Source organism: Bradyrhizobium vignae, from assembly GCF_900324035.1.
GTDB lineage: Bacteria > Pseudomonadota > Alphaproteobacteria > Rhizobiales > Xanthobacteraceae > Bradyrhizobium > Bradyrhizobium vignae.
In genome coordinates this window covers 1,201,984-1,216,040 of the sequence record NZ_LS398110.1, presented here as the reverse complement: position 1 = coordinate 1,216,040, position 14,057 = coordinate 1,201,984, and the positions used below count along the sequence as shown (strand labels likewise).

Here is a 14,057-nt window from a genome sequence, read left to right as displayed (position 1 = left end):
CCGCGCGCGAGGGAGACCACCGCGCTCTCGGCCAAAGGGACGCGCAGCAGGCGCGCCCTTTTTTTGTGCCCAAATTCCACTTCGGCGAGAGTTGATGCCCAAACGTACAGACATCACCACCATCCTGATCATCGGCGCCGGTCCCATCGTGATCGGCCAGGCCTGCGAGTTCGACTATTCGGGCACTCAGGCGGTGAAGACGCTGAAGGAAGAGGGCTATCGCATCGTCCTCGTCAATTCCAACCCGGCCACCATCATGACCGACCCGGAGCTGGCCGATGCGACCTATATCGAGCCGATCACGCCCGAGATCGTCGCCAAGATCATCGAGAAGGAACGTCACGTCCTTCCCGGCGGCTTCGCGCTGCTGCCGACCATGGGCGGCCAGACCGCGCTGAACTGCGCGCTGTCGCTGCGCCGGCAGGGCACGCTGGAGAAGTTCGACGTCGAGATGATCGGCGCCACCGCCGATGCCATCGACAAGGCCGAAGACCGCCAGCTGTTCCGCAACGCCATGGAGAAGATCGGGCTGCAGACGCCGAAGTCGCGGCTCGCCAACGCCTCCGAGCTGAAGAAGTCGTTCCGCGACAAATATCTCGCCGAACGCGAGAAACTGTCGGGCGCGGCGCTCGAAGAGCTCGACCGGCAATGGACTCTCGGCGAAGGCGACCGCCGCAAGCGCTATCAGGAGTACGCGCTTGGGCAGGCGATGATGGCGCTATCCGAGATCGGCCTGCCCGCGATCATCCGCCCGTCCTTCACCATGGGCGGCACCGGCGGCGGCATCGCCTACAACAAGGAAGAGTTCCTCGACATCATCGAGCGCGGTCTCGATGCGTCTCCGACCAACGAAGTGCTGATCGAGGAATCCGTGCTCGGCTGGAAAGAGTACGAGATGGAGGTGGTGCGCGACAAGAACGACAATTGCATCATCGTCTGCTCGATCGAGAACCTCGATCCGATGGGCGTGCACACCGGCGACTCCATCACGGTGGCGCCGGCGCTGACGCTGACCGACAAGGAATACCAGATCATGCGCGACGCCTCGATCGCGGTGCTGCGCGAGATCGGGGTCGAGACCGGCGGCTCCAACGTGCAGTTCGGCGTCAATCCCGAAGATGGCCGCATGGTCGTCATCGAGATGAATCCGCGCGTGTCGCGCTCGTCCGCGCTGGCCTCGAAGGCCACCGGCTTTCCGATCGCAAAGGTCGCCGCCAAGCTCGCGGTCGGCTACACGCTCGATGAGATCGCCAACGACATCACCGGCGGCGCCACGCCGGCCTCGTTCGAGCCGACGATCGATTACGTCGTCACCAAGGTGCCGCGCTTCGCCTTCGAGAAATTCCCGGGCGCCTCGGCCACGCTGACCACGTCGATGAAGTCGGTCGGCGAAGTCATGGCGATCGGCCGCACTTTCCAGGAAAGCCTGCAGAAGGCGCTGCGCGGGCTCGAGACCGGATTGACCGGCCTCGACGAGATCGAGATCGAGGGCCTCGGCCGCGACGACGACAAGAATGCGATCCGCGCCGCGCTCGGCACGCCGACGCCGAACCGCATTCTTCAGGTCGCCCAGGCCATGCGGCTCGGCTGGTCGAACGAAGACATCTTCAACTCCTGCAAGATCGATCCGTGGTTCCTCGGCGAGATGCGCGGCATCGTCGACATGGAGGAGAAGGTCAGGAAGAACGGCCTGCCCGGCAACGCCTTCGGCATGCGCACGCTGAAGGCCATGGGCTTCTCCGACGCGCGGCTCGCCGTGCTCGCCGAGACGACAGAGGCCGAGGTCAAGGCGAAGCGCCATGCGCTCGGCGTTCGCCCCGTCTACAAGCGCATCGATACCTGCGCGGCCGAGTTCGCCTCGCCGACCGCCTACATGTACTCGACCTACGAGGCGCCGTTTGCGGGAGCACTGGCGGACGAGAGCACGCCATCCGACAAGAAGAAGGTCATCATTCTCGGCGGCGGGCCGAACCGCATCGGCCAGGGCATCGAGTTCGACTATTGCTGCTGTCATGCCTGCTTCGCCCTGCACGATGCCGGCTACGAATCCATCATGGTCAACTGCAACCCGGAGACGGTGTCGACCGACTACGATACGGCTGACCGGCTCTATTTCGAGCCGCTCACCTCCGAGGATGTGCTCGAGATCATCGCGACGGAGCGCAGCAAGGGCACGCTACACGGCGTGATCGTGCAGTTCGGCGGTCAGACCCCGCTGAAGCTGGCGCACGCGCTGGAAGCCGCCGAAGTGCCGATCCTCGGCACCTCGCCGGACGCCATCGACCTTGCCGAGGACCGCGACCGCTTCAAGCGCGTGCTCGACAAGCTCAGGCTCAAGCAGCCGAAGAACGGCATCGCCTATTCGGTCGAGCAGGCTCGCCTCGTCTCCGCCGATCTCGGCCTGCCGCTCGTGGTGCGCCCGTCCTACGTGCTCGGCGGCCGCGCCATGCAGATCATCCGCGAGGAGAACCAGCTCAACGACTATCTGCTCGGCACGCTGCCGGAGCTGGTGCCGGCCGACGTCAAGGCGCGCTATCCGAACGACAAGACCGGGCAGATCAACACCGTGCTCGGCAAGAACCCGCTGCTGTTCGATCGTTATCTGTCTGATGCAACCGAAGTCGACGTCGACTGCCTCTGCGACGGCAGGGACACGTTCATCGTCGGCATCATGGAGCACATCGAGGAAGCCGGCATCCATTCCGGCGATAGCGCCTGCTCGCTTCCGCCGCACTCGCTCGATGCGAAGATGATCGAAGAGCTGGAGCGGCAGACTCGCGAGCTCGCGCTCGGCCTCGACGTCATTGGCCTGATGAACGTGCAATACGCCATCAAGGACGGCGAGATCTACGTGCTCGAGGTCAATCCGCGCGCTTCGCGCACCGTGCCGTTCGTGGCCAAGGTGATCGGCATGCCGGTCGCCAAGATCGCCGCGCGCATCATGGCGGGCGAGAAGCTCGCCGACTTCAAGCTGAAGAAGGCGGCGCTCAAGCACGTCGGCGTCAAGGAATCGGTATTTCCGTTCGCCCGGTTCCCCGGCGTCGATACCGTGCTCGGCCCCGAGATGCGCTCGACCGGCGAGGTCATGGGCATCGACCGCTCGTTCGCGGTCGCCTTCGCCAAGAGCCAACTCGGCGGCGGCACCAGGGTGCCGCGCAAGGGCACGGTGTTCGTCTCGGTGCGCGAAAGCGACAAGACGCGCATCGCCGACGCCGTTCGCGAATTGCACTCGCTCGGCTTCAAGGTGCTGGCGACGTCGGGCACCGCGCGCTTCCTGACCGACCAGGGCATTCCGACCGAGAAGGTGAACAAGGTGCTGGAGGGGCGGCCGCACATCGTCGATGCCATCACCAATGGCGACGTCCAGCTCGTCTTCAACACCACCGAAGGCCCGCAGGCGCTGGCGGACAGCCGTTCGCTGCGGCGCGCGGCCCTCTTGCATAAAGTGCCATATTACACCACTCTTTCCGGGGCCGTGGCGGCCGCGCAGGGCATCCGCGCCTATCTGGGCGGGGACCTTGAGGTTCGTACCCTGCAGAGCTACTTTTCGGAAACCTGATCGCGAGCGGCGGCGAACCCGCCGCTAAGTGATTGGCAATGAAGCTACAATGGCCGGAGGAACCGTCCGGCCATGTGGTTGTTCTGTTCCGGCGCCAGACCACATGAGAGATCCCGGCGGGCGCGTGTTCAGCCCCGGGAATACCGACGAATCAAGGTTGCCGCGCCCCGCATCTTTCCGGGGCGCGCAGCTGAAGGACGAGAGAAGAGATGGAAAAGGTTCCGATGACCCAGGCCGGCTTTGTCGCGCTCGGGAAGAATTGAAGCACCGCCAGTCCGTGGACCGTCCGCGGATCATCGAGCACATCGCCGAGGCGCGCTCGCACGGAGACCTGTCGGAGAACGCGGAGTATCATGCCGCGAAGGAAGAGCAGTCCCACAATGAGGGCCGCATCGCCGAGCTCGAGGACAAGCTTGCGCGCGCCGACATCATCGACATCTCGAAACTGTCCGGCGACACCATCAAGTTCGGCGCCACCGTGACGCTGGTCGATGAGGACACCGAGAAGAAGACGGTGTGGCAGATCGTCGGCGAGGTCGAGGCCGACGCCAAGAAGGGCCGCATCTCCATCACCTCGCCGCTCGCGCGCGCACTGATCGGCAAGAAGAAGGGCGCTTCCGTCGAGGTCAATACGCCCGGCGGCGCCAAGGCCTACGAGATCACCAAGGTGGAGTGGCGGTAAGCATTTGCCGCCACCGTGTAATGATGTTTCGAAAAGGCCGCGCGTGGCGCGGCCTTTTTGTTTTTGCGTGTTGTTGGCATGGGTGAACGCTGGCTCTCGCCATCCGACATTGTGCGGGCGCAGCGAAGCAAATCCAGACTGCCGCTGCGGAAAGACTCTGGATTGTTTCGCTGCGCTCGCACTGTCGATGTGGAAGCAGCGGACCCAACTCCATCACCGTCACTCTGAGGTGCCCGCCTCTTCGGCGAGCCTCATCAGGATGACGGAATGAGCGATCTACCTCCGCCCCTTCACCTCCAGCGGCACCGCCGCCTCGTATTTCGAATTGTGCAGTACCAGCGAGGTGCGCACGTTGCGCACATGGGGCGCTGCAGTGAGGTGGGTGACGAAATCCTGGAAGGTCGCCATGTCGGGGGCGACGCATTTCAGGATGAAATCGACCTCGCCCGACAGCATCCAGCATTCCCGCACCAGGGGCTCGGCGCGGACGAACTCCTCGAACGCGCGCAAATCGGCCTCGGCCTGGCTGGACAGGTGCACGGCCGCGAACACGGTGACGTCGAAGCCGAGCTTGCGGGCATCCAAAAGGCCCCGATAGCCGTGGATGTAGCCCTCCTCCTCCAGCGCGCGGACGCGGCGCAGGCAGGGGGGCGGCGAGATGCCGACGCGCTTGGCCAGCTCGACATTCGTGATTCGACCGTCGGCCTGAATCTCGGCGAGAATTTTCAGGTCGATCTCGTCTAGGTTCCGCGACACGTGATTGGAACTCCTGCCCCTTACGGGGTATTGGGTGATTTGTCGAAATCCTCATAGCCCAGTCCGCACTGTCGACGCAATTTTATTGCGCGCGCGGCCCGATCGGCTTTTGTTCCCTGTTGGAAAAATCCGCCGTGAGGGAATGCAATTCTTGCATGGCTCATCAGAAAGCTTAGATTGGCTCTGATATTTCAGCGCCTCCGCGAGGCCTCCCGGCACGTTCCGCGCCCGCGCTGCAAATCCCCCGTGAAAGGCGTCCATCGAAATGTCCGCTCCTGTTCATGCAAAGGTCGTCATTATTGGCTCTGGCCCCGCCGGCTACACCGCCGCGATCTACGCCGCGCGCGCGATGCTCGAGCCGATCCTGATCCAGGGCATCCAGCCCGGCGGCCAGCTCACCATCACCACGGACGTCGAGAACTATCCGGGCTTCGCCGACGTGATCCAGGGCCCCTGGCTGATGGAGCAGATGGAGAAGCAGGCGGTCCATGTCGGCACCAAGATCGTCACCGACCTGGTCACCAAGCTGGAGACTGCGCAACGGCCGTTCCGTCTCACCTGCGACAGCGGCGACGTCTATCTCGCCGACACCGTGATCCTCGCCACGGGAGCGCAAGCACGCTGGCTTGGGCTGCCCTCCGAAGCGAAGTTCCAGGGCGGCGGCGTGTCGGCCTGCGCCACCTGCGACGGCTTCTTCTACCGTGGCAAGGAAGTCATCGTGGTCGGCGGCGGCAACACCGCGGTCGAGGAAGCCCTGTACCTCACCAACCATGCTTCGCAGGTCACCATCGTGCATCGTCGCGATCACTTCCGTGCCGAGCGCATCCTGCAGGAACGCCTGTTCAAGCATCCGAAGATCAAGGTGATCTGGGACTCCGCCGTCGACGAGATCTGCGGCACCGAGAACCCCAACAAAGTCACCCATGTCCGGCTCAAGAACGTCAGGACCGGCGCGCTCACGAACGTGAAGGCCGACGGCATCTTCATCGCCATCGGCCACGCACCGGCAACCGAGCTCGTCAAGGGCCAGGTCAAGCTCAAACCGTCGGGCTATGTCGAGGTCGCCCCGAACTCGACCGCCACGTCGGTGCCCGGCTTGTTTGCCGCCGGCGACGTCGCCGACGAGACCTATCGCCAGGCCGTGACGGCCGCCGGCCTCGGCTGCATGGCCGCACTCGAAGCCGAACGTTTCTTGGCCCTTCGCGCCAGCGAGCGCGCGGCAGCGGAATGAAGATCATGCCTCGAACACGCGACGGATTCACGGATATGGACTGGGACAAGCTGAAGGTGTTTCACGCGGCGGCGGAAGCGGGCAGCTTCACGCATGCTGGCGAGCAGCTTGGTCTGTCGCAATCGGCGGTCTCCCGCCAGGTCTCGGCGCTGGAGCAGGAGCTTTCGGTCTCGCTGTTTCACCGCCACGCCCGCGGCCTGATCCTCACCGAACAGGGCGACCTCTTGTTCCGCACCGCGCACGACGTGTTCATGCAGCTGCAGGCGGCGCGCGCCAAGCTGACCGACAGCCGCGAGCGGCCGAGCGGCGACCTCAAGATCACCACCACGCCCGGCGTCGGCATCAACTGGCTGATCCCGCGGCTCGGCGAGTTCACCGCGCTCTATCCGGAGATCCGGATCTCGTTGATCGTCACCGACGAGGAGCTCGATCTATCGATGCGCGAGGCCGACGTCGCGATCCGCACCCGCAAGCCGACGCAGCCCGATCTCATCCAGCGCAAGCTGTTCGCAATGGGCTTTCACGCCTATTGCTCGCCGGAATACATCAAGCGCTTCGGCACGCCACGCACGCTGGAGGAGCTCGACTCCCACCGCATCATCACGCTTGCCGACGGCAACTTCGCGCCGCATCTGCAGAACCGCAACTGGCTGATCGAAGCCGGTCGCAACGGGTCGGGTCCGCGCGAAGCCTATTTCAAGGTCAACAACATCCTCGGACTCGTGCGCGCCTGCCAGCAGGGACTCGGCATCGCCGCCCTGCCCGACTACCTCGTCGAGGAGCAGAGCAAGCTCGTGCAGCTATTCGGCGAGTCGGATTCGATCCAGCTCGACACTTACTTCGTCTATCCCGAGGAGTTGAAGACGGTCGCGCGCGTGCAGGTGTTCCGCGACTTCGTGGTGAGCAAGGCACAGCGCTGGCCGTCCTGATTTCCGCATGACTGACATGCGGCCTCGGCTGTTGCTGCATGGCGCTTGGCAAGCCCATAATGTTTGCACGCTGAGCCTTCGCGTTGCGCATTTGTCCCCCTCCTCCAGTGGCGCGGGAGTTCAGTAATCCCTCTTGGAAGGTGATTGTGTCGGCCTCACGTGGCCAATACCTAAGCCGGGCCCTCGGGTCCGGCTTTTTTTCGTCAAAATGTGGCTTCGCGCTCCGCGTGTATTGACAGTTCCAGGCATACCCCGCATCATTTGCAAATGATCACGAAGTCGTGCGCAGTTATCTCGAAAAAAGGCCCCCATCCCGGGGCCTCGGATTTCTGCGCGCACTAGGCTGACGTCGTCATTGCGAACAAATCCCGAAAACCCCGCCGCCTGGACGGGGTTTTTTCATGTGCCTCCGTCTCAGGCTTTTTCCCGAGAAGGAGATGGAACATGACCGGACTACGAGATCATTTGCATGGGCTATGGCTGCCGCTGGTGACGCCGTTTCAGGGCGGCGCACTGGACGACAGGTCACTGCGGCGACTGACGCGGCATTACGGCGGACAGGCCGTTGACGGCTTCATCCTGGGGGCGACCTCCGGCGAAGGCATGACACTGCGCGGCGCCGAGTTCGAACGTCTCGTCGCCGTGGTGCGCGACGAGATGGCGGCCGGCGGCCGCAGCCTGCCGATCTGCCTCGGGCTCTCGGGCGCGGACACCTCGCGGCTGCAGGAGCGCCTCGACGAGACCGCGGACTGGCCGATCGATGGTTACCTGATCGCCAGCCCCTATTACGTGCGGCCGTCGCAGCGCGGGCTGCTGGCGCATTTCGAGGCGCTCGCCGACCACGCTGCATGGCCGATCGCGCTCTACAACATCCCCTATCGCTGCGCGGTCAACATCACCAACCAGACCATGCTGCGGCTCGCCGAGCACAAGAACATCGTCGGCTTGAAGGATTGCGGCGCCAGCCGCGAGCAGTCGATCGCGCTGCTGCGCGACCGGCCGAAGGACTTTCGTGTGCTCACCGGCGAGGACGCCAACTATCTCGAGGCGCTCATTGACGGCGCCGACGGCGGCATCCTGCTGTCGGCCCATGTCGAGACCGCGATATTTGCAGCCGTGTATGCCGAGCTGAAGCGCGGCAACCACGATGCGGCGCAGGCGCGCTGGCACGAGGTCGCCGAGCTGACGCGGCTGTTGTTCACCGAGCCGAGCCCCGCGCCGGCGAAGTACTGGCTGTGGCGCAGCGGCCTGATCGACAGCCCCGAAGTGCGCCTGCCGATGGTGGAAGTGAGCAGCGAGCTCGCGGCGGCGATCGATCGCGAAATCGAGCGACGGAGGAAAGTCGCGGCGTAGCGGCTTCCATCCCCTTCCCTGGAGGGCCCCTCCAGGGAAGGGTAAGAGGCGACCGTGGTTAACAGCATCCCAACCGCATTCGCAGCCGCCGCATCGCGCATCCACGGCTCGTTTACGCAATCGGGCCTATCGTCTCCGCAAAGGACCTCGGAGAGGGGAATGATCATGGGGCATCGCATCCGGCCGACGGCCGCGCGGCAATTCGCGCCGGCCGATCTCTTGCAGGGCATTCTGATGGTGTCGTCATTCGGGTTCTGGGCGGTGATGCTCGGCCTGATACCGGTGCTGCTGTTTCGCGTCTGGCTGATCGGCTGACGCGAGCGGGCGCGGGATGGTTAACCCGTGGGTCACGGCCGTGCTCAAATGCGCTGGTCGCAGCGACCCGGAATGTTAAAACATCCCGGCTAGCGTGGACGCCATAAGCGAAGAAATCGCGGAGGCGTTTGTGAATAGTCATAATGAACTGGCGTCGCATTGCGACGCTGGACAGCAGGGCTTTACCACCGAGGACATTCTCTGGGCGACCGGCATCTGGTCGGTGATCCTCACCTTGTCGCCGGTGATCGTGTTCTACATGCTGTTGGTGGCGTAAGATTCATTTCGTCATTTCCGGATGGCGCGATAGCGCCAGACCGCAGGTGCACAATTGCGCACCGGGGAATCTCGAGATTCCGGCTTCGCCCTTCGGGTGCTCCGAAATGACAGGTGAAGGCAGAAACGCAAAACGCGCGGCTCGACCCGCGCGTTTTTCGTATCCACGAAATGACCAATGAAAATTAAGCGGCCTGCTTGTGCATTGCGCCGGACGCCGACGCCGTGCCGCGAATAGCCTTCACCGAACGCTCGATCGCCGCCCAAAGCCTTGCGATTTCCTGAGCCGCACGGCTCTCGGCCTGATACTCGCGCGCGCCTTCGCCGTGGCTGAGCGCCATCAGCAAATCCGAACGGTTGGTGATCTGGCCGCCCCACACCGGAGCGCGGAATTTCGCCAGCGCTTCGCGGGCGATGGTGACGATCGGGCTTTCGACCTCGTCACGGCGCGCCGGCGCACCGTTGAGCACGACCGCGTAGGGCTTGCGCGCGGCGCGGCACATCTGGATGGTTTCCTGCACCGCGTTGACGTCGAACACGCCGGGACGCGCCGGAATGATCACCATCGTCGCGTTACGGATCGCGTCGTCGACGACGGCCGACAGGTTCGGCGGCGTGTCGATCAACACCCATTCATAACCGTCGCGCTTGGCAGCGGAGACGATGCCGCTGACGGAGTTCACGGCAGCCTTGATCGGCGGCTCGTTGGTGCCACGCAGCTTGTGCCACAGCGTGAGCGAGCCCTGCGGATCTGCGTCCACCAGCATGACCTGCTTGCTCGCCTTGATCTGCGCGGCGAGATGTGCAGCCAGGGTACTCTTGCCCGAGCCGCCTTTACGCGATGCAAAAACAATTACGTTCATACCTTCGGCCTCCAGATTGACCCCAGGCCGCGAAAATGAATCAGCGCAGTGATTCGCGAAAGAAAAATGTATCGAGGGTTGCGTTGGCGCCACGAAATAACGAGGCGTGTTGGCTTTTGAGTCACACTGCTTGCTGTGACGTCACACACAAACTGCTGCAAAACGCTTCGCGCGCGGGCAAGCGTGCGTTTCTTGAGCAGCGGACGGGACAACACAACCTTGCCGCGCAAACCTCGGGGCGGCTCTTTTCCGTCAGAGGCGCCCGTAATGGCCGCAAGCCTGTGCGGCGACGCGCGAACAAAACGAGTCCGCTGTCGCGAAGCTGATGTCACGGCCGGAGCGAGCCGGATATGCGATGGCGCGGTTCCCAGGCCTGTCGGGTTTCAAAACAGGCACGCGCTTCGCTCGGGATTTTAGCCTTCGCTGGATTTCTTCTTCTTCGAGGCCGGTTTGGTCTTCTTCGCGGTCCTCGGCGCGATGTGGGTCGGCTTGCCGGCGCGCAACTCGCCCGGCTCGGGGCCGGCGCGGAAGAACACCCGGCATTGCGGCGAGAGCTGCGCCTTCTTCTTGATCATGCAGGCGGTGATGGCATCGACGTTCGGAACGAACTCGCTGCACAGCCGCATCGCATCCGGCGTGCAGGCCTGCTGCTGCTCCTGGGTGTAGGCGAAACCTGAGCGCGGCAGCGCCAGGACGGCCAAGGCAAGCGAGAGGCTCGCAATGGCCAATGACTTCTTCAAGCGAAATGCCGGCATCGATCCCCCCCACATGACGAGTCAGTGCGAATAGTGGGTGAACGGCGGTTCATTGGCAACCGAGGGGAGACGCGAAAGCCGGCACGTGTGCGGTCTCGGCAACAGGGACGCCGCGGCGTACCGGATCCCCCGCTTTCGCGGGAGATGACACCTGAGGGTGGGGACAGGCCGTTCAAGACAAAACTGCGAAAACAACCCCATGCACAGTAGCCAAGTCATGGCAATCCTTACGCATTTCATGCCTTAGGATTTTGCGAAGTCGAGTTTGACTCGTCGGGCAAAACAGGAGCATGATGGCAGCATCAAAGAATGCGCGTGGGTGGTCGGCTTGTCTCCTGCGCTGATCAAGAGCTTGAGCGGGAGTGGAGGCGATCGCATGGAGGGGAATGAGGCGGAGCTGCCGCTGTCGGGCGTGACGGTGGTCTCGCTGGAGCAGGCGATCGCAGCGCCGCTGGCCAGCCGGCATCTGGCGGATTGGGGCGCACGGGTGATCAAGATCGAGCGGCCGGGCGGCGGCGATTTCTGCCGGGACTACGATCATGTGATGAACGGCATGTCGAGCCAGTTCGTCTGGACCAATCGTTCCAAGCAAAGCCTCGCCATCGACATCAAGAGCGAGAGCGGCCGCAAGGTGCTCGACGCCCTGCTGCCGCGGGCGGATGTGTTCATCCAGAATCTCGCGCCTGGTGCTGCGGAGCGGCTCGACCTCGATGCCGCATCGCTCGTGCGAAGATTTCCGCGCCTCATCGCCTGCGACGTCTCGGGCTATGGCAGCGGCGGCCCCTACAGCAACAAGAAGGCCTATGATCTGCTGGTCCAGTGCGAGGCCGGCGTGCTCGCCGTCAACGGCACCGAGGCGGAGCCGGCCAAGGTGGGGCTTTCCGTGGTCGATATCGCCACGGGGATGTACATTCTCAACGGCGTGCTGATGGCGCTGTATCGCCGGGAGCGAACCGGCAAGGGCACGGCCTTCCAGGCCTCGCTGTTCGATTCCATCACGGACTGGATGAGCTATCCCGCCTTCTACACGATGAGTACCGGCCGGCCGCTGCCGCGCACCGGCGCGAAGCATGCGACGATCGCGCCCTACGGCCCGTTCCGCGTGGGTGACGGCACCACGATCTTCTTCGGCATCCAGAACGACCGGGAATGGCGGTCGCTGTGCCGGTGCTTGGCGACGCCGGCTTCGCCGACCATCCGAGCTTCCGCACCAATCCGCTGCGCATGCAGAACCGCGACGATCTGCAGGCGCATATCGAGCAGCGTTTTGCCGCGATGACCAGCGAGGAGGTGCTGCGGCTGCTCGATGAAGCCGCGATCGCCAACGCGCATCTGAACTCGGTCGAGGCCTTCCTGCAGCATGAGCAACTCCATGCGCGCTCGCGGGTGCAGAGCGTGGGATCGCCCTGCAGGCCGGTGATGAGCTTCCTGCCCGCCCTCACCATTCCCGACGTAGCGCCGCGGATGGACCCGGTGCCTGATGTCGGTCAGCACAACGAAGCCATCCTCAGCGAGCTCGGTCTCGCAAAGGAAACGTGACGATGGTCTCGCTGCGACCAACGCGGGCGTACCTGGCCGTCCCCGCGCACCGCTCCCGTCTCGTCGCCAAAGGGCCAGGAGCCGACCTCCGTCTGAGCGACCCGGCGAAATGGGCGAAACCGGCGGTTGCCAACGGTACCCTCGAGGCGCACGCTGACCGCGACAGCCACGCTTCTCGAGCCCCCCAAATGATTGGTTTCATGCAATCTCCCTGCGACGCCAACGTTATCCGGGTGACACCAGCTTTTGACGCGGCACCGTCGCAAAGACGCAAGCGGCTGACGCTGGCGGCGACCATATTCGGGTCGAGCATGGCATTGGTCGATGGGTCTGTCGTAAATATCGCCCTGCCGACGATTCAGCACGTCCTGCATGCAAGCGTGGCCGCGACCCAATGGATCGTTAATGCTTACCTGCTGCTGCTAAGCGCTACGGTGCTGGTTGGAGGGGCGGCTGCCGATCTTTACGGCCGTCGACGCATCTTTGTTTTCGGCATTACGATATTCACCTTGGCCTCTATTACGTGCGGCCTGTCCCCCAACATCACGGTGCTAGTCGCAAGCCGCGCAATTCAAGGGGTTGGCGCCGCGTTCCTCATCCCGGCGAGCCTCGCGATGTTGGGAGCGACTTTTGACGAGCACGAGCGCAATCATGCGATCGGAGTATGGGCTGGTGTCGGCGCGCTGACCGCCGCCATCGGCCCGGTATTGGGCGGCTGGCTCGTCGATCAGGTGTCGTGGCGCGCGATTTTTCTGCTCAATGTGCCGCTGGCGGCCGTCGCGGCGGGACTTGCGAGCTTCGCAGGCGAAAGCCGAAATGACAGCGCAAAATCGTTGGACTGGACCGGAGCGGCCACCATCGCCGCCGCTCTCGCCTCGATCACCTGGGGGCTTAACGCCATTCCGGCCTCGGGATTTTCTGACAGAACCGTAGTCGGCGCGCTCGGATCGGGATTTCTATTGCTCTTGTTATTTCTCGCAATCGAAGCCCGGCTCGGCGCACGAGCAATGATGCCGCTATCGCTGTACGGTTCGCGCAGTTTTGCCGCAGCCAACGCATTGACGCTGTTGCTTTATTTTGCGCTAGGCGGTGCGCTGTATTATCTGCCGTTTGGCTTGATCCGGCTCGGCGGCTACTCCGCGACACAGGCCGGTGCAGCACTGCTTCCATTTGCTCTCATCATGGGTTTCGGCGCGCAATTCGCCGGCATGCTTTCCGACCGTTTCGGGCCGCAGCAGTCGCTCACCTTCGGGCCCGTCATCGCAGGCTGCGGTCTGGCGCTGCTGGCTTTTGCCGATTTCCGACAATCCTACTGGGCCGGAGCGTTTCCGGCGATCTGCGTATTTGGCATCGGTATGACCATCACGGTCCCGCCGCTGACGTCGATGGTAATGTCGTCGGTGGGTGACGCCCACGCAGGACTCGCTTCGGGCGTCAACAACGCGGTCGCCCGGGTGGCAGGTCTCTTTGCAGTCGCGGCGCTTGGCGCCGTTTTGTTTGCCAGCTTTTCGTATCATCTTGCCGGTGCGCCGCGGGCACAAGCCAACGAAGCGCTGAATGCAATACTGGCCGGACAAGCCGGCATCACCGAAGCCGCAACGGCCGCGTTCGAACGCGCGCTACGCATAGTGTTGCAAGTGGCGGCGCTCTGCTCCTTGCTGGGCGGCATTCTTCTTCGGTTTTGGATCCGACCGATTGGATCGCAAGCGGCGCGTTGAAAGCGAACACCAAGGCAGATCCGAGTCGGGCGGCGCCTACCGTCGATGGGACGAGCAGCCCCGCCGGCATAGCATAGTGGC

Annotated in this window: 10 protein-coding genes and 2 pseudogenes; 9 read left to right on the top strand and 3 right to left on the bottom strand. The window is 63.7% G+C overall.

Features of this window, described 5'->3' with window-relative positions:
• The first annotated feature begins 94 nt into the window (after positions 1-94).
• The gene (gene carB / locus BRAD3257_RS05865; RefSeq protein WP_122401063.1) at positions 95-3,559 is read left to right on the top strand and encodes a carbamoyl-phosphate synthase large subunit; all 3,465 of its coding nucleotides are present in this window, start codon (positions 95-97) and stop codon (positions 3,557-3,559) included.
• Positions 3,560-3,768: 209 nt separating this feature from the next.
• A pseudogene (greA, locus tag BRAD3257_RS05860) lies at positions 3,769-4,241 on the top strand (transcription elongation factor GreA).
• A 276-nt stretch (positions 4,242-4,517) separates the two neighbouring features.
• On the opposite strand, the gene BRAD3257_RS05855 reads toward greA, so the two are convergent.
• Positions 4,518-4,997: an Lrp/AsnC family transcriptional regulator gene (locus BRAD3257_RS05855; RefSeq protein WP_122401062.1), complete on the bottom strand. Its 480-nt coding sequence runs from the start codon at positions 4,995-4,997 to the stop codon at positions 4,518-4,520.
• Between the two features lie 265 nt (positions 4,998-5,262).
• Between BRAD3257_RS05855 and trxB the strand changes: the two genes are divergently transcribed.
• The 5 genes from trxB (at position 5,263) to BRAD3257_RS40215 (ending at position 9,102) form a co-directional block, all read left to right on the top strand.
• Positions 5,263-6,228: a thioredoxin-disulfide reductase gene (gene trxB / locus BRAD3257_RS05850; protein WP_122401061.1), complete on the top strand. Its 966-nt coding sequence runs from the start codon at positions 5,263-5,265 to the stop codon at positions 6,226-6,228.
• Between the two features lie 5 nt (positions 6,229-6,233).
• Positions 6,234-7,157 carry a LysR family transcriptional regulator gene (locus BRAD3257_RS05845; RefSeq protein ID WP_162500129.1) on the top strand — a complete coding sequence of 308 codons (924 nt, stop codon included), beginning with the start codon at positions 6,234-6,236 and terminating at the stop codon, positions 7,155-7,157.
• 444 nt (positions 7,158-7,601) lie between these two features.
• Positions 7,602-8,510, top strand: coding sequence for a 4-hydroxy-tetrahydrodipicolinate synthase family protein (locus BRAD3257_RS05840; protein WP_122401059.1), 909 nt, complete (start codon positions 7,602-7,604; stop codon positions 8,508-8,510).
• 159 nt (positions 8,511-8,669) lie between these two features.
• On the top strand, positions 8,670-8,825 hold the full coding sequence (locus tag BRAD3257_RS39595) for a hypothetical protein (RefSeq protein WP_160118751.1): 156 nt from the start codon (positions 8,670-8,672) through the stop codon (positions 8,823-8,825).
• A 130-nt stretch (positions 8,826-8,955) separates the two neighbouring features.
• Entirely contained in the window at positions 8,956-9,102 is a 147-nt protein-coding gene (locus tag BRAD3257_RS40215) for a hypothetical protein (protein ID WP_164936746.1), read from the top strand.
• Between the two features lie 184 nt (positions 9,103-9,286).
• Here BRAD3257_RS40215 and BRAD3257_RS05830 read toward each other — a convergent pair whose 3' ends face one another.
• Together BRAD3257_RS05830 and BRAD3257_RS05825 are read right to left on the bottom strand one after the other, a co-directional pair.
• Positions 9,287-9,964: a ParA family protein gene (locus BRAD3257_RS05830; protein ID WP_122401057.1), complete on the bottom strand. Its 678-nt coding sequence runs from the start codon at positions 9,962-9,964 to the stop codon at positions 9,287-9,289.
• Between the two features lie 413 nt (positions 9,965-10,377).
• Positions 10,378-10,719 carry a hypothetical protein gene (locus BRAD3257_RS05825; RefSeq protein WP_122401056.1) on the bottom strand — a complete coding sequence of 114 codons (342 nt, stop codon included), beginning with the start codon at positions 10,717-10,719 and terminating at the stop codon, positions 10,378-10,380.
• Positions 10,720-11,095: 376 nt separating this feature from the next.
• On the opposite strand from BRAD3257_RS05825, the pseudogene BRAD3257_RS05820 reads away from it, so the two are divergent.
• Positions 11,096-12,258: pseudogene (locus tag BRAD3257_RS05820) on the top strand (CaiB/BaiF CoA transferase family protein).
• Positions 12,259-12,446: 188 nt separating this feature from the next.
• Positions 12,447-13,976: an MFS transporter gene (locus BRAD3257_RS05815; protein WP_160118750.1), complete on the top strand. Its 1,530-nt coding sequence runs from the start codon at positions 12,447-12,449 to the stop codon at positions 13,974-13,976.
• The last annotated feature ends 81 nt before the right edge of the window (positions 13,977-14,057 follow it).

What these genes read in the sequence shown, in the direction of transcription:
- BRAD3257_RS05825 (WP_122401056.1), bottom strand. Translation starts at nt 10,719, where the DNA reads ATGCCGGCATTTCGCTTGAAGAAGTCATTGGCCATTGCGAGCCTCTCG.
- BRAD3257_RS05815 (WP_160118750.1), top strand. Translation starts at nt 12,447, where the DNA reads ATGATTGGTTTCATGCAATCTCCCTGCGACGCCAACGTTATCCGGGTG.
- carB (WP_122401063.1), top strand. Translation starts at nt 95, where the DNA reads ATGCCCAAACGTACAGACATCACCACCATCCTGATCATCGGCGCCGGT.
- BRAD3257_RS05840 (WP_122401059.1), top strand. Translation starts at nt 7,602, where the DNA reads ATGACCGGACTACGAGATCATTTGCATGGGCTATGGCTGCCGCTGGTG.
- trxB (WP_122401061.1), top strand. Translation starts at nt 5,263, where the DNA reads ATGTCCGCTCCTGTTCATGCAAAGGTCGTCATTATTGGCTCTGGCCCC.
- BRAD3257_RS05845 (WP_162500129.1), top strand. Translation starts at nt 6,234, where the DNA reads ATGCCTCGAACACGCGACGGATTCACGGATATGGACTGGGACAAGCTG.
- BRAD3257_RS05830 (WP_122401057.1), bottom strand. Translation starts at nt 9,964, where the DNA reads ATGAACGTAATTGTTTTTGCATCGCGTAAAGGCGGCTCGGGCAAGAGT.
- BRAD3257_RS39595 (WP_160118751.1), top strand. Translation starts at nt 8,670, where the DNA reads ATGATCATGGGGCATCGCATCCGGCCGACGGCCGCGCGGCAATTCGCG.